This is a genomic window from Prosthecobacter vanneervenii, from assembly GCF_014203095.1.
In the GTDB taxonomy this organism is placed as follows: Bacteria; Verrucomicrobiota; Verrucomicrobiia; order Verrucomicrobiales; family Verrucomicrobiaceae; genus Prosthecobacter; species Prosthecobacter vanneervenii.
The window spans coordinates 97810-114270 of record NZ_JACHIG010000011.1; the positions used below are offsets into that span (position 1 = coordinate 97810).

At 59.0% G+C, this 16461-nt stretch carries 13 protein-coding genes; 9 read left to right on the top strand and 4 right to left on the bottom strand.

Annotation, left to right across the window (positions count from 1 at the left end):
• The first annotated feature begins 17 nt into the window (after nucleotides 1-17).
• The 3 genes from HNQ65_RS21450 to HNQ65_RS21460 are packed head-to-tail and all read left to right on the top strand — an operon-like array spanning nucleotide 18 to nucleotide 3282.
• Nucleotides 18-1289, top strand: coding sequence for a glycosyltransferase (locus HNQ65_RS21450; protein WP_184342871.1), 1272 nt, complete (start codon nucleotides 18-20; stop codon nucleotides 1287-1289).
• Nucleotides 1290-1293: 4 nt separating this feature from the next.
• Nucleotides 1294-2664 (top strand): APC family permease, encoded by a 1371-nt coding sequence (locus tag HNQ65_RS21455; protein WP_184342873.1) that lies wholly within the window; start codon nucleotides 1294-1296, stop codon nucleotides 2662-2664.
• A 30-nt stretch (nucleotides 2665-2694) separates the two neighbouring features.
• Nucleotides 2695-3282: a hypothetical protein gene (locus tag HNQ65_RS21460; RefSeq protein ID WP_184342874.1), complete on the top strand. Its 588-nt coding sequence runs from the start codon at nucleotides 2695-2697 to the stop codon at nucleotides 3280-3282.
• On the opposite strand, the gene HNQ65_RS21465 is transcribed toward HNQ65_RS21460, so the two are convergent.
• Nucleotides 3272-4009, bottom strand: coding sequence for a YqjF family protein (locus HNQ65_RS21465; protein WP_184342875.1), 738 nt, complete (start codon nucleotides 4007-4009; stop codon nucleotides 3272-3274). The two genes, HNQ65_RS21460 and HNQ65_RS21465, sit on opposite strands and share 11 nt — an antisense overlap.
• 57 nt (nucleotides 4010-4066) lie before the next feature.
• Here HNQ65_RS21465 and HNQ65_RS21470 point away from each other — a divergent pair, with 57 nt between their 5' ends.
• Nucleotides 4067-4597, top strand: a complete 531-nt coding sequence (locus HNQ65_RS21470) for a lipocalin family protein (protein ID WP_184342876.1) — start codon at nucleotides 4067-4069, stop codon at nucleotides 4595-4597.
• Between the two features lie 55 nt (nucleotides 4598-4652).
• Here HNQ65_RS21470 and HNQ65_RS21475 read toward each other — a convergent pair whose 3' ends face one another.
• Nucleotides 4653-6122: a DUF1501 domain-containing protein gene (locus tag HNQ65_RS21475; protein ID WP_184342877.1), complete on the bottom strand. Its 1470-nt coding sequence runs from the start codon at nucleotides 6120-6122 to the stop codon at nucleotides 4653-4655.
• A gap of 204 nt (nucleotides 6123-6326) precedes the next feature.
• Between HNQ65_RS21475 and HNQ65_RS21480 the strand changes: the two genes are divergently transcribed.
• On the top strand, nucleotides 6327-6866 hold the full coding sequence (locus HNQ65_RS21480; protein WP_184342878.1) for an RDD family protein: 540 nt from the start codon (nucleotides 6327-6329) through the stop codon (nucleotides 6864-6866).
• 57 nt (nucleotides 6867-6923) lie between these two features.
• Here the strand turns inward: HNQ65_RS21480 and HNQ65_RS21485 are convergent, their stop codons facing one another.
• Nucleotides 6924-7748: a hypothetical protein gene (locus tag HNQ65_RS21485; protein WP_184342879.1), complete on the bottom strand. Its 825-nt coding sequence runs from the start codon at nucleotides 7746-7748 to the stop codon at nucleotides 6924-6926.
• A 254-nt stretch (nucleotides 7749-8002) separates the two neighbouring features.
• Here HNQ65_RS21485 and HNQ65_RS21490 point away from each other — a divergent pair, with 254 nt between their 5' ends.
• The 4 genes from HNQ65_RS21490 to HNQ65_RS21505 are packed head-to-tail and all read left to right on the top strand — an operon-like array spanning nucleotide 8003 to nucleotide 13123.
• Nucleotides 8003-8692: a hypothetical protein gene (locus tag HNQ65_RS21490; RefSeq protein WP_184342881.1), complete on the top strand. Its 690-nt coding sequence runs from the start codon at nucleotides 8003-8005 to the stop codon at nucleotides 8690-8692.
• On the top strand, nucleotides 8689-10620 hold the full coding sequence (locus tag HNQ65_RS21495) for an alkaline phosphatase (protein WP_184342882.1): 1932 nt from the start codon (nucleotides 8689-8691) through the stop codon (nucleotides 10618-10620). The genes HNQ65_RS21490 and HNQ65_RS21495 overlap by 4 nt, the downstream gene beginning before the upstream one ends.
• Nucleotides 10621-10643: 23 nt before the next feature.
• Nucleotides 10644-11276, top strand: coding sequence for a PEP-CTERM sorting domain-containing protein (locus HNQ65_RS21500; protein WP_184342884.1), 633 nt, complete (start codon nucleotides 10644-10646; stop codon nucleotides 11274-11276).
• Nucleotides 11243-13123 carry a hypothetical protein gene (locus tag HNQ65_RS21505; RefSeq protein WP_184342886.1) on the top strand — a complete coding sequence of 627 codons (1881 nt, stop codon included), beginning with the start codon at nucleotides 11243-11245 and terminating at the stop codon, nucleotides 13121-13123. The genes HNQ65_RS21500 and HNQ65_RS21505 overlap by 34 nt, the downstream gene beginning before the upstream one ends.
• A gap of 17 nt (nucleotides 13124-13140) precedes the next feature.
• On the opposite strand, the gene HNQ65_RS21510 is transcribed toward HNQ65_RS21505, so the two are convergent.
• Entirely contained in the window at nucleotides 13141-16401 is a 3261-nt protein-coding gene (locus HNQ65_RS21510; RefSeq protein ID WP_184342888.1) for a PSD1 and planctomycete cytochrome C domain-containing protein, read from the bottom strand.
• Between the last annotated feature and the right edge of the window lie 60 nt (nucleotides 16402-16461).

Sequence of the window (16461 nt, forward strand, 5' to 3'; positions counted from 1 at the left end):
AAAAGCCGTCCCCATCTATGAGTCAAATCGTCCTTCTACCCCATGGCACCGCAGGAGATGTGCTGCCGTATATTTTTCTGGGACGAAAACTGGTCGAGCGTGGCCATCGGGTGACGATGATTTGGATCGAGTCCTTCCGGGCAGCCGCCGAGCGGGCGGGCCTGCAGTATGTGGCGATGGATGATGGCGGCTTTGAGGAGATGCTGAAAAACCCGGCGGCGTGGCATCCTCACGAGGGGCTGAAATTGGGCTTTGCTTGCGCGGGGCGCTGCCTGGAGCCGCGGTTGAAGGCCTTTTTTGAAGACATGGCATGCAATGGCGCGCCTGACCTGCTGCTGGCTCCGAGATCGAACTTTGCCGCGCGTCTGTTGCGCGAGAAGCTGGGAGTGTCGTTTGTCTCAGTCGTCATCTATCCCATGGGTTTCGTCAGTGCGTATGAGGTGCCTGCGGGCATTCTCGCTGCTGGTTTGCTGCGTCTTCTGCCGGTCTTTGTGCGCAAGATGATCTTTGCCATGGTGGCACCGTATGACAGCTTTGTGATGCCCTATGTGCGTGAGAGTTGTCTGGCGCATGGTGTGATGCCGCCGAGAAAGCTAAACCGCGAATGGGGCTATCCGCCTGAGGGTGTGCTGGCGCTCTTTCCCAGTTGGTATGGGCAACCGCAACCCGACTGGCCCAAAAACTGTCTGCAATGGGATTTTCCGAGAGAGGACCTGTCGACGGAAAAAGCATTGCCGGCTGAGCTGTGTGCGTTTTTGGACGCAGGCGAAAAGCCTGTGGTGTTCACCTTGGGGACGGGCAATCACCATGCGCTGCATTTTTTCACCACAGCGGTGAAGCTTTGCGAGAGACTGGGCTGCAGGGCGGTGTTTTTGAGCCGCGATCAGAGCCAGATACCTGATGATCTGCCGAGTACGATCCATGCGGTGCAATATGCGGCTTTCAGTGCGTTGCTGCCACATGCGCGTGTTTTTGTACATCATGGCGGGATTGGCACGCTGGCTCTGGGGTGCATGGCCGGGCTGCCTCAGTTTATTGTGCCGATGGCCTGCGATCAGCCGGACAATGCCGAACGGCTGGAGAAGATGGGAGTGGGGGTGAAGCTGGATGTGAGCCGGTTTAACTTTGACCGTGCACTGCCGCTGCTGAAGCGCTGCCTGGAGGATGAGAGAATGCGGCATAAAGCTGAAGCATGCGCCAAGCTGGCGGAAGAAAATCGAATGCCTGAAAGTGTGCTGGTTGACTGGCTGGAGGAGCGTATGAAAAAGACGGCGGCTGGACAATCATGACTGTATGAAACAGGCTGATGCCATAGCACCTGATCGCCGCTTTGGCCTGCTGCAAGCCACGGCGCTGAACATGTCCAACATGCTGGGGGCCGGGCCGTTTATCACGATCCCTGCACTGATGGCTACGATGGGCGGGCCACAGTCCATGCTGGGCTGGGGAGTGGCGCTGATTCTGGCGCTGGCAGACGGGCTGGTGTGGAGCGAACTGGGGGCGGCGCTGCAAAAGTCCGGCGGATCGTATGTCTATCTGAGGGAGGGATACGGGCGCGAAAAGTGGGGGCGCTTCATGGGCTTTCTCTTCATCTGGCAGTTCATCCTGAGCGGGCCGCTGGAACTGGCCACGGCCTATGTGGGGGTGGCGCAGTATCTGCAGTCGCTATGGCCGCAGAGCAGTGAGCTGGCGCGGTTGAGCGCAGGTGCAGTGGTGGGGCTGATGATGATCGTGCTGCTTTATCGACGCATTGAATCGATCGGCAGCATCATGATGACACTATGGGCAGGCGTGCTGCTGGCAATGGCGGTGGTGATCTGGACTGGCGTCCGAAATTTCGATGCGAAGCTTGCTTTTGATTTCCCTGCGGATGCCTGGAGCTTCGATGTCACCAAGTGGGTGGCGCTGGGGGCGGCGGCGCGGATCGGCATGTATGACTATCTGGGCTACTATGACATCTGCTTTATCGGTGATGAAGTGAAGCAGCCTGGGCGGGTGATTCCGCGTGCAGTCATGCTGAGCCTGGTGCTGGTGGCGCTCATTTATTTTGCCGTGAATCTTTCGATCATAGGAGTGGTGCCATGGCGGGAGCTCGTGAGCACGGAGGGAGTAAGCGAGCCGGTGGTGACTATAATGATGACGAAAGTTTATGGCAGCGGCTTTGCGCAGCTTTTCACCCTTCTGGTGCTGTGGACGATGGTGGCGTGCTGTTTCGCCATGCTGCTGGGTTATTCCCGCATCCCGTATGCGGCGGCAAGAGATGGCAGTTTTTTCAAGGTTTTTGGGAGGTTGCATGCAAGCCTGGGATTTCCCCATGTGTCACTGATTGTGATAGGTGTTGTTTCGGCGGCAGCCACATTTGTAAAGCTGGGCACTTTGATCGATGCGTTGCTGACGACGCGCATCGTGGTGCAGTTTGCCGGACAGATTGGTGCGCTGGTGCTGCTGCGGCGCATGAAGCCTGAGTTGGAAAGACCGTTTCGCATGTGGCTTTATCCTCTGCCGGCGCTGCTGGCCCTGGCGGGGTGGACTTATCTTCTCGTGACCACGGACCGCACGCTGGTGGGGTATGGCATGGCAGCGCTGCTGGCAGGGGCGCTGGCTTTTCTGGCGTGGAGCTGGAAGATGCGCACGTGGCCTTTTCTCAAAGTAAAAGACGCTTGATTTGAAGACATGCTGTGGATGTGTCCCAGCATGAACCGAATCTTTGCCTGCCTGCTGCTGTTGCCGGTCTGCCTCCATGCGGATGAATTTGATCCCAAGGACAACACGGTGGTGCCTGGGACGCGCGTGGGGCTGATCAAGCCGGGCATGACGCTCAAGGACATCGGACGTGCCTATGGCCAGCAGAACCTCAAGTTTCAGAAGATCCCAGGGGCTGATGGCGAAGAAGTGGATGGGGCACGACTTTTTCCCGACACAGACCGGGAACTGTTGATCACCTGGGATCCGGAAAAGGAAAAAGCCCAGATCGTGTTTGACATCTCCATCGTTGGAAAGGCCTGGAAGTTTGACAACGGACTGCGGGTGGGAATGACCGTGGAAGAAGTGGAAAAGGTCAATGGCAAGGCCTTCAAGATCTCCGGCTTTGGCTGGGACTACGGCGGCTATGCCAACTTTGAGGGAGGCAAGCTCTATGGGAAGGTGAGCGTGCGCTTCACACCACAGATGGAAAATCTCCCAGATCAGATTTGCGGAGAAAGAGAAATTCCCTCCACCGACAAAGTGCTGCGGTCGGTGAAGCCTGTCGTGGAGGCGGGGATTTCGGTTTTCATGAGGTAAGCGGATACACCCGCACATCCACGCCTGGCGACCCTATGAGGTGATCCGGAGGTCGTTTTGGATCTGCAAAGCCTGCCTGTAACAGCGGGCTGACGTCCCATGTGTGCACGGCTGCCTCTGCCAGAGGATACGGAGCATGATGCACCTGCCCGCAGCGCAGTCCGCGAGATGTCTGTGAAAACAGCAGGTAACGCTCCGCGAGGAAGAACTCCAATGATCCCGGTGCCGCCGCGTGTGTTTCGGATGCGATGCGATAATGAAAGCGAGATTCGACGGTGGTTCCGTTTCGCTTGCAGCGGTAGTCGATCCATCCCTGGCTGTGCGCAGCCTGCATGCGGGCATGCTGATAGGGAAGATGGAAAAAGGTGCGCGCAGTCCAGACGGCGAAGGATTGATTGCAGTCGAGGGAGTAGAACCACACACCCGAGCGGCCCTGTTCGTCATGCACGTAGGTGCGCACATTGAGTTCCAGAAAGTTGCTGATACCTGGAACGGGAGGGCAGAAGCGCGGGCGGATGCCGCGCATGAAAAACGGCACGATGGCCAGCCAGGCGTCTCCCTCAAAGGTATCAACGTACAGGCCGGGTGGCAGTGTGCGCTGGATATCCGCAGGATCCCAGCGCCAGTGCAGGAAAGCCAGCTTCTCCCAGCGCTGCAGCATCACATGGGCACTACGAGGGCACTCGCGGAAGGCGAGGCGGGATTCGAGCGTAGGGGCGGCAGGCATTTGGAGATGATACGCTTTAATTCATGTCCACGCGTCCATCGGATTCGTTAATCAGGCATGCTCTTTCGATCTTTGATTCTCGGCTGCCTGATGCCCGGCCTGATCTCCTGCGCCTCCATGAAACAGATGCCGTTGAAAACGGTCCCCAAGGTCGATCTTCAGCGCTATCAAGGTGACTGGTTCGTCTTTGCTCACATCCCGTATCTTTTGGAAAAGGGCAAGGTGGGCACGCTGGACCGCTACGCGCTGCGTGCAGATGGACGGATGGATAACATCTTCCTCTTCCGACGCGGCAGTCTAGACGCGCCGCTGGAGCAGTGGAAGGGAGTGGCCTGGGTGCACAATAAGGAGACTAATGCCGAGTGGCGCGTACAGTTTTTCTGGCCGCTGAAGGTGCCGTATCTGATCATTGATCTCGACCCGGACTACCGCTGGAGCGTGGTAGGCTATCCCAATCGCAAACTGGCCTGGGTGCTCAGCCGTAAACCGGTGCTCGATGAGGCAACCTACAACGGCATTTTGGAGAGGATGGCGATGCAGGGCTACGATACAAGCCTGCTGGCCAAGGTGCCGCAGAAGCCGGAATAACAAAAATGGGGCAGGACTTTCGTCCTACCCCACGGGTTTGAAGTTTATCAGCAGATCAGGCGAAGAGCTTTGTCACCGGCTTGGCCTTCACCAGCTCACGCGGCTGGTTGAGGTGATTGTAAACAATCGTCTCGGGATCAATGCCGACGGCGTGGTAGATGGTGGCGAGGAGCTCGGTGGGATGCACGGCGTCCTCCACGGGGGCGGAGCCGGTGGCGTCGGATTTGCCGTGGACGTAGCCGCGCTTGATGCCGGCACCGCCGACGATGGCGGTGTAGCAGTATGGCCAGTGGTCGCGGCCATCGGCGCTGTTGCCGTTGCCGCTGGTGGACACGCCTTTCTCAGGGCTTCGGCCGAATTCACCGAGAGCCACGACGATGGTTTCGTCCAGCAGGCCACTGGCGTCCAGATCTTCAAACAAGGCGCTGAGGCCCTGGTCCAGCATGGGGCCGGACTTGTTCTTCATGCGCTCGGTCAGGCCCACATGGTGGTCCCAGGAGTGGTTGTCGGAGTTGGCGACCTTGGGCCAGATGACTTCGACGACGCGGGTTCCGGCTTCAAGCAGACGGCGGGCGAGCAGGCAGCTCTGGCCGAAGGTATTGCGTCCGTAGCGGTCGCGCAGCTTGGCGGGCTCGCGATCGAGGGCGAAGGCATCGCGGGCACGGCCGCTGGAGATGAGGTTCAGGGCCTGGCTGTAGTAGCTGTCCAGGCTCATGTCCTTCACGGCAGCCTCGATCTGGGGCATCTGGTCATTGATGGCATCGCGCAGCTTGGCGCGGCGTTCCAGGCGCACGCTGAACAGATCGGGGCGGAGCTGCAGGTCTTCGATTTTGATGCGGTCCATCTTGCCCATGTCGAGGTCATCGCCATCGGGGAAGAGAGTGTAGGGATCGTAGGCCTTGCCGAGGAAGCCAGCACCACCACCTTTGCCGACGACGTTGGACTCCTGCAGGGGGCGGGGAAGCTGCACGAAGGGGAGCATGGGCTCCTGCAGCGGCTTGAGGCGAACGATGTTGCTGCCGAAATTCGGGAAGTCCTTGGCGTTCGGCGGTTCCAACTGGCCGGAGGGGCTGACCTTGTCCGTCGTGTAGCCAGTCATGATCTGGTAGATGGCCGCCGTGTGGTTGAAAAGACCATTGGGCGTGTAGCTCATCGAATTGATCATGGTGAACTTGTCGTTCACCTTGGCGAGGCCGGGAAGGATCTCGGTGAAGTGCTTTCCCGGGATTTTGGTCGGGATAGTCTTGAAAGCACTGCGCACCTTGTCCGGCACGTTTTCCTTTGGATCCCAGAGGTCCAGGTGGCTGGGGCCGCCCTGGAGGTAAATCATGAGCACATGCTTGGCCTTGCCCCAGCCGGCGCGGCCTGCGTTGGGGGAGTTTGCCGCCATGGCCTGGCCACGGAGGACATTGTTGAGCGTGAGGCCCATCATGGATCCTCCGCCCACGCGCAGGATGTCACGGCGCGAGAAGCCGAGGTTTTTGTCGCAAAGGTCTTTGCCGGGGACGCCAGGAATGCGGAACATGGTGTGCTAAGGGTTGAAATGGAAGGTCAATATCGGGGGCATGTACGACAAGGAATGCGTGATCTTGCCGGTTTGAGGGTAGATCGTCGAGGCCGGGCAGGAAAGTCCATGCCGGGGGAGGGGATGTGGCAATTGGCTGTTTCAGGCCGTCGGAGCGGTTTGGCATCGACTCGTGAGCGGGCTTTGTGATAAGCGCCTTTTGTCATGAATGAAGAATTCAATCCTTACGCCGCACCGCAGTCCGCCGTTTTGACTGCGCCATTGCCCGATCAGGAACTGCCTCTCGCCAGCCGCTGGCATCGGCTCTGCGCGTCATTTCTCGATTCACTCATCCTCATGGCCATATTTATGCCGCTGCAATTTTTAACGGGCACCTTTCAGAGGGAGATGTCTCGCCAGGCGGCTGGCGGCTCCATGTTTGCCTTCAGAGCTGAGAACATCCTCTGGGCGATTGTTGGGCTGCTCGTCATGATCGGCATCAATTGGAATTTTCTGATCAAAGGCCAGACGATTGGCAAGAAGGCTCTTAAAATTCGCATCGATAACATCGAAGGAGGCCCATGTGAAAGAGCGCGTATCATCACCCGGCGCATTGTGGCATTGCAGGTCGTTTATCTGATTCCGGTGGTCAATTTCATCTTCATGTTCATCGACACCCTGATGATCTTTCGCGGCAACAAGCGTACGCTGCATGACGAGTTTGCCAGGACGAAGGTGGTGGATCTGCGCTCGCAGCTTGGCTGATCGTGCAGCTTTGCTGAATGACGCCTGGCTGGCCACTAGACGCCAAGCATCGTGTGCCTACTGAGGATCAGGGTTGGGGATGGGGAATTCATCTCCAGAGCGAAAGGTGTAGCGGCGGAGAGACGGATACGCAGTGCCTGAAGGCCCCTCAGCCAATGATGGTGTCGATGTGTGATTGTCACTTTGTGAGGAGCCAGTCTGGCTGCTTTGTGTGCCGCCGCCGGTGGATTGATTGGAGGAACCAGCGACGAGCCATCCTTCCTGCTGAGGGGCGGCCCCTGGCAGGAAACCGGGGGCTGAAGCGCTGCCTCCTGCAACCTGCGGCGGTGTGGATGGCGGCGGCTGAGCTACGCCGCCCGAGTGCTGACTGAGAGACTGCTGGCGTTTTTGCAGGACAGACTGAGTTGGCTGGGTGCCCCCGGAGGCTGACACTTGCTTCAGGTAATCCGTGCCATATCGGATTTCGGATCTCTCTGCGCCCATGGACACAATGGCCAGCATGTCATCCCGTTTTCCATTCCCCCTGTACAAGCGCACCAGTTGGATGCCGCTGCCGTTCGCCCGGCTCGTTTGCAGGCGGATCCTTTCGTGAGTTTTAACATTGGCCAGAACCACGGTCGGATCTGCCAGGTTTCCGTACACGGAAGCGATGACCAAGTGATCGGCAAAGGGGGCGCGTTGCTCCACGGCCGGCGTTGTCTTGAGCGTGAAGGGATTCTTTTCCCACATGGTTTCGTAGCGGGACAAAGAATAAGGGTGAGGTGGAGTGAATGAGGACGGGTTTTCTGATTGGACATGAACTTCAACAAGAATCAATACCATGAACAAGCATTTCATGGCGTGGCGATTTTTGGTGTGATGAGTTCTGGAATAACCGGTCATGTTCCGAGGGAAATCAGAGGGCCAGCTTCATCAGAAGAGTGAGCTGGGTCTGACTGGCAAGTGACACAACGTTCACCATCTGCTGATGATGAAGTCTTCTTTTTCGAAGAAGACAGGACATGTTCATTGAAACATTTTTGACTCATGAGTCTGTGCAACGAAAACGTTCCCGGAACGATTTCGTTCCGCTTGATTCATTGATGCCAAAATGATGAGTGCTCCTGTCGGCGGCGATGAAACTCCGCCCGCTTACCTTGCTGATTCCTCTCGCTGCACTGGCTGCAGTGCTGTTCATGGTGCTGGCGGGAGACAGTGCCTCCGAGGAATCCAAGGAGAACAAACAGGGAGGGCCAACCCAGGCGGAGCAGGAAACGGAGACTTTTCCTGAAGAGAGTCGCAGGGTTCATGAGCCACTCTCTTTTGATGAAGTGTTTGTGACGCCAGCCGGACCCAAGGGGCTGGAATACACCACCAAAATCAAGGCTCTGAACGGCCGAAAGATCTGCATCACGGGCTTCATGGTCAGGCATGCCGACATCGACACAAGCGCCTTTCTTTTCTGCGCGACTCCACGTGTCTATAATGAGCGTGAAGAGGGGCTGGCGGACAGCATTCCTCCCCACATGCTTTATGTCATCCTGCCTGTGAGGGGAAATGATGCACCTGCCTGGAGGCGGGAAAAAATGACCCTTTATGGCACGCTTGAGCTGGGATCTCACCAGGAGTTGAGCGGCCGGGTCTCACACCTGCGGCTCCACTGTGAAGCCGTGACTGATGCCCAGACCGGAGCCTTGCTGGAAGTGCGGAAGCCCATTGCCTTTCAGACAGGCCGGGCAGTGCCGCTGCCCAATGATGTGGGTGCGCTGCCGCGCTCAGACATCCCCGCCCCTTTCTTCAACCCCAGAAGAAACCGAGACAACAACCTCACCTCCGACACTCCATGAAACTCAAACATGCCACGCACTTCATTGCTGCGTTGAGCGGCCTTAGCGCCCTTAGCAGCGCCTTCGCGGCGCCCTCCGTCACCCGTCTGAACCCGCCCAGTGCACTGTTCAGCTATAACGACGCCACACCTCCCTACATCTCACGCTTCCTTCCGGCCCAGCGATTTGACCTGCAGGCCACCATTCAGGCTGATGCCGGGAAGACGATCACGAGCGTCGTCTTCAAGGTCAATGGCGTCGCCGTGGTTCCTGCCACTGGCGCCTCTGCCATCACCAGCATTGGTTCTGACAAGTTCAGCGCCACTGTCCGTGCGTATTCCAACAACACCCCAGGTGTGAAAACACTGACGGTGGAAGCCACGCAGAGCGACTCTCTTCAAGCCTCTGCAACGGGAAACTTTGAGATCGCAAGCATCACCCTGAACGCTGGACGCAAGGCAAAGAACATCATCTGGGTCATCGGTGATGGCACTGGGATCGCCCACCGCACTGCTGCGCGCATCGTCTCCAAAGGAGCTGCGCTTGGCAAGGCCGTGGATCCTCTGGCCATCGACACGCTGCCAGTCACCGGCATCGTCACGACGCATTCCCTGAACTCGATTGTCACTGACTCCGCCCCTGGCGCCCACTGCTATTCCACCGGCAACAAGGCCAACAATGGCCAGGAAGGAGTGTTCCCTGATGACACTGCAGACAAGTGGGACAACCCACGAGTCGAGCACATGGGCAACTACCTTGCCCGCACGCAGAACAAGTGGCTTGGAATTGTCACCACGGCAGATGTGGAAGACGCCACGCCCGCTGCTTTCGCCGTCTCCACCCAGGACCGCGGCGCTGGCACCGGCATCTGTGACATGTATCTGGATGAAGCTGCTACCAATCACAACCTTCATGTTCTCATGGGCGGTGGTCGCAAGTGGTTTCTTCCTTCCACGACGAGCGGTTCCGGTCGTGTCAACAGCAGCACCGCCTCCGGCGCTGACTATGTGGTGCCGAGCGACATCCAGGCTGGCTGGAGCGTGCCCGCCGGTGCGGTCGATCCGAACCGCGACTTGATTGCTGATTTTCAGACCGCGGGATTCTACTATGCTCCGAATCTGGCAGGGCTCAACGCCATGACTGGAAGCGAAACCAAGCTGCTCGGGCTGTTCAACTCCGGGCACATGGACGTTTCGCTGGACAAGATCGCCTACCGTCGCACCGGAACTGCTGCGGCAGGGAGCCTGATCAGCACCTATCCTGACCAGCCCATGCTGGAGGAAATGACCGATAAGGCGCTGAGCGTGCTGAGCAAGAACGCCAATGGATTCGTCATCATGATCGAGGCAGCCTCCGTGGACAAGCAGGCTCATAACATGGACACTGAGCGTTGGGTGCATGATGCCATCGAACTTGATCGCGCTGTTGCTAAGTGCATTGCCTTCCAGGCCGCAAACCCCGACACGCTCATCATTGTGACCGCCGACCATGAGTGCGCCGGCATCAACATCATTGGCGGCAGTCTTGTCACCAACAGCTCCCTGGTCACCCGCGCTGCATCGGGTGGCGGGGCCGCGCAGCTCCGCGCTCCTGTCGTAGGCACCTATGACAACGCCAAGTTCCCTGCTTACACCAATGCGGCCGACGGCTATCCCACCACGATGGATGTGGACTACCGCATGCTGATTGGCTATGCCGGCAACTCTGACCGTTACGAAGACTGGCTGACCAATCCGACCTACAACCAGGACCCCATTGCCCGCGACACCGCTGGTAATTTCCTGGTCACCGGCCAGCAGCCTGGTACTGGGGTGCAGAGCGCCGTTCATACGGCCTCCGACATTCCCCTCTCAGCTGGTGGACGTGGTGCCGCCGCTTTTACCGGTGTCTTTGACAACACCGACGCCTTCTTCAAAGCAATGCAGGCCGCCATCGGCGGAGCCAAATAACAGGCCCTTCATCTGTCATCTTCATGAAGCGATTTCTTCCTTTACTCGCGCTGGCCGCCATGTGCGCCAGCACTCAGGCGGCCACGGTGCTGAACTATTCGTTCTCCTCCGATGCCACGCCTAATGTCTCCGGCGACTCTCTCGTCGGAACCGTATCGGCCGCTTACGCCTACATCGAAACCCTCGATGCCAACGGCGATCCGCTGCCTGCACCAAGCTACCGTCCTGACACCACCGCACCAGCCATTACTGTGGGAGATCCATCAGCACGTGGCTATGGCGCGCCGATCTCTGGCAATGCGCTTGATGCGGTGGACCAGTCGGTCTTGTTCAGCTTCAGCACTCCGCAGAACATCTCGGCCTTTGGAGTGACGCTGGACAACAGCACGCTTGGCACCCCGTTTGGCACGGCGATCGAGTTCTACAACGCCCTGGATACCCTGCTTTACAGCATCGATGTGAACCAGACGTCTCCCGGATTCTCGGTCAGCCAGTCGTCTCTTGCGCTCTCCGGAGTCAGCAAGGTCGTACTGCCTGCCGGTGCTTTCTATGACAACCTTAGCCTGACCACAGTGTCTGCGGCTCCGGAACCTTCGCGGGTTCTGCTGCTGGGGTTTGGTGCATGCGGCGCGGTGTTTCGCCGTCGTCGTGTGTAACTGATGTGTTGCCTGCTTGGATGACCCGGTGGGGAGATTTCTCCCGCCGGGTCATCTTTTCTATTTTCCCAAATTGTTTGCCCCCAGTCATGCAGATGAAAAAGTGCCGCTCCAGTGCGTCTGCTGAACGCAGGCCTCGGCCTAGATCCTCATGGATGAGCCTGATCTTGATGAGCGGTTTTCTGCTTTCGGCTGCCATTTGGCTGGGAGGCCGACCTGCTCTGCGGTGGTGGCGCTCCCGGCAGGCTGGCGAGTTTCTGGCGGCAGCCCGCTCCCAAATGGAAAGGGAGGAGTGGGGCGAGACCGCGCGCTGGATGCGGGAAGCCTTTGAAAGAGCGCCGGATGATCCTGAAGTGGTTCGAGCTATTGCGGATTTTCAGATTCGAACGCACGCCCATCCCTCCGACGTCATTCAAACGCTTCAGCGTCTTTCAAGCACGCGAGATACCGCCCATGAGGATAGCATCAAGCTCATGCGCGCCCAGGTTGATCTGGGTTCCTATGAGGCTGCGCACAAAACTCTGGCGCAACTGCCCGAAACCGTGCGTTCAAACAGCGCAGAGGCTGCCGAGGCAGAAGCCTACCTGCTGAAAATGGAGCGACGAGACAGCGAGGCGGACGCACGGCTCAGGGTGGCGCTGAACGCCGGCAGCGATGACGTTGAGACTTCGCTTAAACTGGCGATTCTCGATCTCAAGCAACCGCATCCAGAAATTCGTGAGCGTGGTCGGAAAAGGCTCTGGCGCATGGCTCGGGAGGGGGGAGCGTATGCTGTGGAAGCCATCGGCATCCTTTCCGCCGATCCTTTGCTGTCCGCCGGGGAGGGGGAGCGCCTGTTGGAGATCGTGGAGGGAGTGAAGCATGCGGACAAACAAGCGCTCCGCTACGCGGTGCTTGCAGCTCTCGTGCGGCTCCGGCCGGAAGAGCGTGATGCCATCTTGAATCGTGAGACAGCGACTGTGGCCGACAAGGAGGAGTCTCAAAGGCTGGCCTTCGCATGCTGGCTTTCCTCTTTGAATGAGCACAAGCGCCTGCTGGCATTCCTGCCCGCCGAGTTGAAATGGAAAGAAATGTCCGCAGACATGGCCCGGCTGAAACTGGAAGCGTTGGCGCAGGCTGGCCGCTGGGATGAACTGCATGCGGCCCTGGACCATGACCTTGAGAAGATTCTTGGTGCCGTTTCATTCAATCTCTGGCTGGCCAGGAGCCTAGCCGCTCAAGGAGGTGATGTTTCCCGTGTGCAGCAGCATTTAAATCTGGCCTTCAGCGCCACTGACCGTGGGCAGGATTCTCAAGCTGCGGTGCAGGTGGCGGAAGCTGCGGAAAAGCTCGGAGCTCAGGATCTTGCCGCCGCTTTCTATCGAGCCATGGCTGCTCTGGCATCCTCGCCGCAGTTTCGCATTGCTCTTCTGGAGAAGGCCTATGCTTTGCATCTCGATGCCCACGACACTCATGGCATGCTTCTGATGGCCACGGAAGTCGCGGGCCTGACTCCAGGCAATCAAGCCAATGCATTTCGAGCTGATTATCTGGCGCTGCTGGCGGGGGAATCGATGGAGCTCGTGGCTTCACGTATTGCTGCCATGCAAACGTCGGCTGACGCCGCATTTTACCCCCGCCTGCTGCTGCTCAGAGCCATGGTGGCATTCCGCCTTCACAATCGGGTGCAGGACCTGGAGGCGCTGAAAAAACTGCGGGATCAGCCTTGGGAACCTGGCCCACGCGCCGTCCTGGCGGCGATGCTGGCGACTCGTGGTGATACAGCTGCGGGATTTCAAATAGCCGAGAAAATTTCCACGGCTCTTCTCCTGCCAGAGGAGAAAAAGTTTCTCGCTCTGGCGCGGTAAGAAGCAGTTTTGAAGCCTCAATCCTCGAACATGAACTCGTTGCTCATGAGCAGCACCTGAGCGAGCTGGCTGAGGGGACTCTGAGGCTTGGCGCGGCCGAAGGGCCAGCGGCTGGAGTCGCAGAAGTCGTTCTTGAGGTTGGTGAGCATTTCTCCGTTGTCAGCACGGCTGATGGTGGGCTGCCAGTCAAAGCTGTCGCTGTCGGTGCCGCCTTCGTTGTGGATGATGAAGCAGAGAATGTCGCCGCGCTTGACCTCGGTGGTGAGCTGGATGGGGATCTTCTTGTTCTGCGGTGTGCAGAGCTGCTCGGCCAAGATGCCGGTGCGCATGTTGTAGATCCAGCCACGCACGCCATCACCGCGATCACTGCTGCGGCTGAGGGTGCTGTCGATGGAGACTTTCATGTCACTGGGAGCATGCCAGCGTGCCGTGACGACGAGTCCGTCAGGTGCAGCGTGGCCACCGTAGTTGGCCCAGAAGACGTGGCCCCATTGTGGGTCTGGGATTTTTGGGGCGGGGCTCCAAAGCCGCTGGCCGCCATTCCCGCGCTCAGTCAGATGTGCAAAGGCCTGGAAGTCGGTGAATGATGGCTTGCCATCGGGTGTGCGGGAGAACTTCATGGTGCCGTAGCTCCAGCGGAAGGGCTTCTCGGCATTGAGAGCAGTTGCATCGGCGGCGAAGCGCTGGGCCAGCTCCACTTCGTCGGGCTTGGGATCGCGAGCAAGCACGCGGTGGTACATGGAGCGGATGGATTCGGAGTCGAGCGTGGTGCCATTGAGCGGTGTGGCTTTGGCGATGGCATCGGCCCGACCGCGCATGAAGGGGCTGTTCATGAGAAAGAGCGCCTGCTGTGGCACGGTGGTATTGAAGCGCTGCGGGCTGTGGCCGTCTGGATTGGCGAAGTCAAACATAGCAGGCACGCTTGCCTGATCGTAGCGATCCACTTTGAGGTAGAGGGTGCGCAGGGTGTCGGCGTCCTTGGCGTTGAGCTCCACCGGGCGGCCGCCGTGCTTGGTCGTGTTTAGCTCGCCCGTGGCGGCAAGGATTGCATCGCGCATGGTTTCGTAGTCCAGGCGCTGGCGGTTGAAGCGGCTGATGAGGTCGTTTTCCGCATCCTTCACGGTTTTTTCCGGCGTGGCATGGCTGCTCTGCTGGAAGGTGCGGGAGGTGAGGATCAAGGTGTGCAGTTTCTTGAGGCTCCAGCCGTTTTCCATGAAGGTGGCTGCGAGATAGTCGAGCAATTCCGCCTGGACGGGCTTTGGAGTCTGCACGCCGAAGTCGCTGGTCTGGGAGACGAGTGGTTTGCCAAAGTGCTGCAGCCAGACGCGGTTAACGATCACGCGTGCAGTGAGCGGGTTGTCCTTGCTGGCGATGTGTTTGGCCAGCTCAAGACGGCCGCTGCCGTCGGTGAATTTCTCGCCGCCAAACATGGTGAGCCAGGCGCGTGGAGCGGGATCGCCCTGACGTCCAGGATTGCCACGGATGAAGACGCGGACGTCCTGCGGTTTGGGCTTGTCCAGCATGACCATGGCGCGCGGTGGTGTGCCGGGATGCGTGCTGTCGAGCTTGGTGCGTTCGTTGTTGTAGCGCACCACGGTCTCGCTGTCCTTGCGGGTGAAAAACACATTCGCACCCTCCACCGGTACGGACATGGGGGAGAGCTTGTCCTGCATGAGCTGGCGCACAGGCTCCACCTTGCTGTCGAGAATGATGCGCGCGTAGGAGAGGGCCACGTCCTTCATGGACTTTGGCGGCGTCTGGGCGAATGCGGCGGCCACTTCGGGCGTGCAGCCGCTCTCTGGCTTGGCCAGTTCCTGCACGATGGCGGGGGATTTGGCGGCGAATTCAGCCTCGGGCAGCTTGGCAAAGCGGCTCCAGGCTACCATGGCAGCGTGCGGCTTGGCAGTCAGTGCATAGCGTTTGAGGAAATCGCGCCATTGATTGGCCACGCGATCGCGCAGCTTCATCTGGCCAGCCTTGCCTTTGAAGTCTGTGCTGTCTTTGATGTCCACGGTCTCCTGAGCAAAGGCAAGGTATTCGGCCAGACGTTCCGGCTTGCGGAATTCGTCATAAACGGTGCGCTTGAAGTCGAGCTCCTTCTTGGCGATCTCAGCCACCTTGGCATCGTAGTCCTTGGCGTCGTTTTCATTGGCCGCTTTGCCGATGACGGGCATGGCGGTGTCGTCCGGCTCGTCGCTGCTGTTGAGGATGCTGTAGAGCGCGTAGTAGTCGCGGCTGGGGATGGGGTCAAACTTGTGGTCGTGGCAGCGGGCGCAGGCCACGGTGAGGCCCAGAAGTCCGCGGCCGATGACGTCGATGCGGTCATCCGCGATGAGCAGGCGGTCATTGATGAAGCGCTCTCCCACATTGTAGAAGCCCAGTGCGGCGAGGTCGGGAGAGTTCGGCGTGCTGGCAGTGAGACGATCTGCCGCGAGCTGATAGCTCACAAATTTGTCATAAGGCATGTCGTCGTTGAACGCCTTCACGATCCAGTCACGGTAGGTGTAGGCGTAGGGGTAGAAGTTGCTGCGTCCGGCCACCTGGTAGCCATTGGTGTCGGCGTAGCGCACCACATCCATCCAGAAGCGCGCCCAGCGCTCTCCGTAGGCGGGCTTGGAGAGAAGTTCGGAGACCAGCTTCTGAGGATCCTGCTTTTTCTGCAGCTCATCGTACGTGGGCGGCAGGCCCGTGATGGTAAGGTAGAGACGGCGAGTCAGCGTGGCGGCATCAGCGGGTGCCGCGAAATCAAGACCAGCCGCCTTGAGCTTGGCACCCACAAAGGCGTCGATGGGATTGCCGGTGAAACCTGCAGGGAGGGCGGGTTTTTGTACCGGCTTGTAGGCCCAGTGCTGCATGGGGTCGGCCTTGGCGTGCGCAGCAGGCGCGGCTTCGGCGGGCCAAGGCAGGCCCATGCTGATCCACTTTTCCAGCGCTGCGATCTGCGGCGCGGGCAGTTTGTCGCCCTTTTTCGGCATCGCCTCAACGCCTGCGGCGTGGTTGATAGCCTTGATCAGCTTGCTGGCGCTGGGATTGCCGGGCTCCACGACCTTGCCGTAATCGCTGCCGTGAATAACTGCGGCACGTGAATCGAGGCGCAGGCCGTTCTGGTGCTTGTTGGCACCGTGGCAGTCGTAGCAGCGCTCCGCCAGCACAGGGCGGACGTTTTTCTCAAAGAACTCGATCTGGTCCGGTGGGAACGACTCGGCGGCGGACGCGGCCGAGCAGGCGACGGCAAAGCCGCCCAAAACGAGAGAGGGAAACTGGAAACGCGGGGTCATGTGGGGGTTCGGAGGGGGTGATCCTACATCACTTCCCACCAAAAACCAAACGCGCAGCGA

Coding starts and splice junctions, on each gene's coding strand:
- HNQ65_RS21450 (WP_184342871.1), top strand. CDS start 18: ATGAGTCAAATCGTCCTTCTACCCCATGGCACCGCAGGAGATGTGCTG.
- HNQ65_RS21455 (WP_184342873.1), top strand. CDS start 1,294: ATGAAACAGGCTGATGCCATAGCACCTGATCGCCGCTTTGGCCTGCTG.
- HNQ65_RS21460 (WP_184342874.1), top strand. CDS start 2,695: ATGAACCGAATCTTTGCCTGCCTGCTGCTGTTGCCGGTCTGCCTCCAT.
- HNQ65_RS21465 (WP_184342875.1), bottom strand. CDS start 4,009: ATGCCTGCCGCCCCTACGCTCGAATCCCGCCTCGCCTTCCGCGAGTGC.
- HNQ65_RS21470 (WP_184342876.1), top strand. CDS start 4,067: ATGCTCTTTCGATCTTTGATTCTCGGCTGCCTGATGCCCGGCCTGATC.
- HNQ65_RS21475 (WP_184342877.1), bottom strand. CDS start 6,122: ATGTTCCGCATTCCTGGCGTCCCCGGCAAAGACCTTTGCGACAAAAAC.
- HNQ65_RS21480 (WP_184342878.1), top strand. CDS start 6,327: ATGAATGAAGAATTCAATCCTTACGCCGCACCGCAGTCCGCCGTTTTG.
- HNQ65_RS21485 (WP_184342879.1), bottom strand. CDS start 7,748: ATGACCGGTTATTCCAGAACTCATCACACCAAAAATCGCCACGCCATG.
- HNQ65_RS21495 (WP_184342882.1), top strand. CDS start 8,689: ATGAAACTCAAACATGCCACGCACTTCATTGCTGCGTTGAGCGGCCTT.
- HNQ65_RS21500 (WP_184342884.1), top strand. CDS start 10,644: ATGAAGCGATTTCTTCCTTTACTCGCGCTGGCCGCCATGTGCGCCAGC.
- HNQ65_RS21505 (WP_184342886.1), top strand. CDS start 11,243: ATGCGGCGCGGTGTTTCGCCGTCGTCGTGTGTAACTGATGTGTTGCCT.
- HNQ65_RS21510 (WP_184342888.1), bottom strand. CDS start 16,401: ATGACCCCGCGTTTCCAGTTTCCCTCTCTCGTTTTGGGCGGCTTTGCC.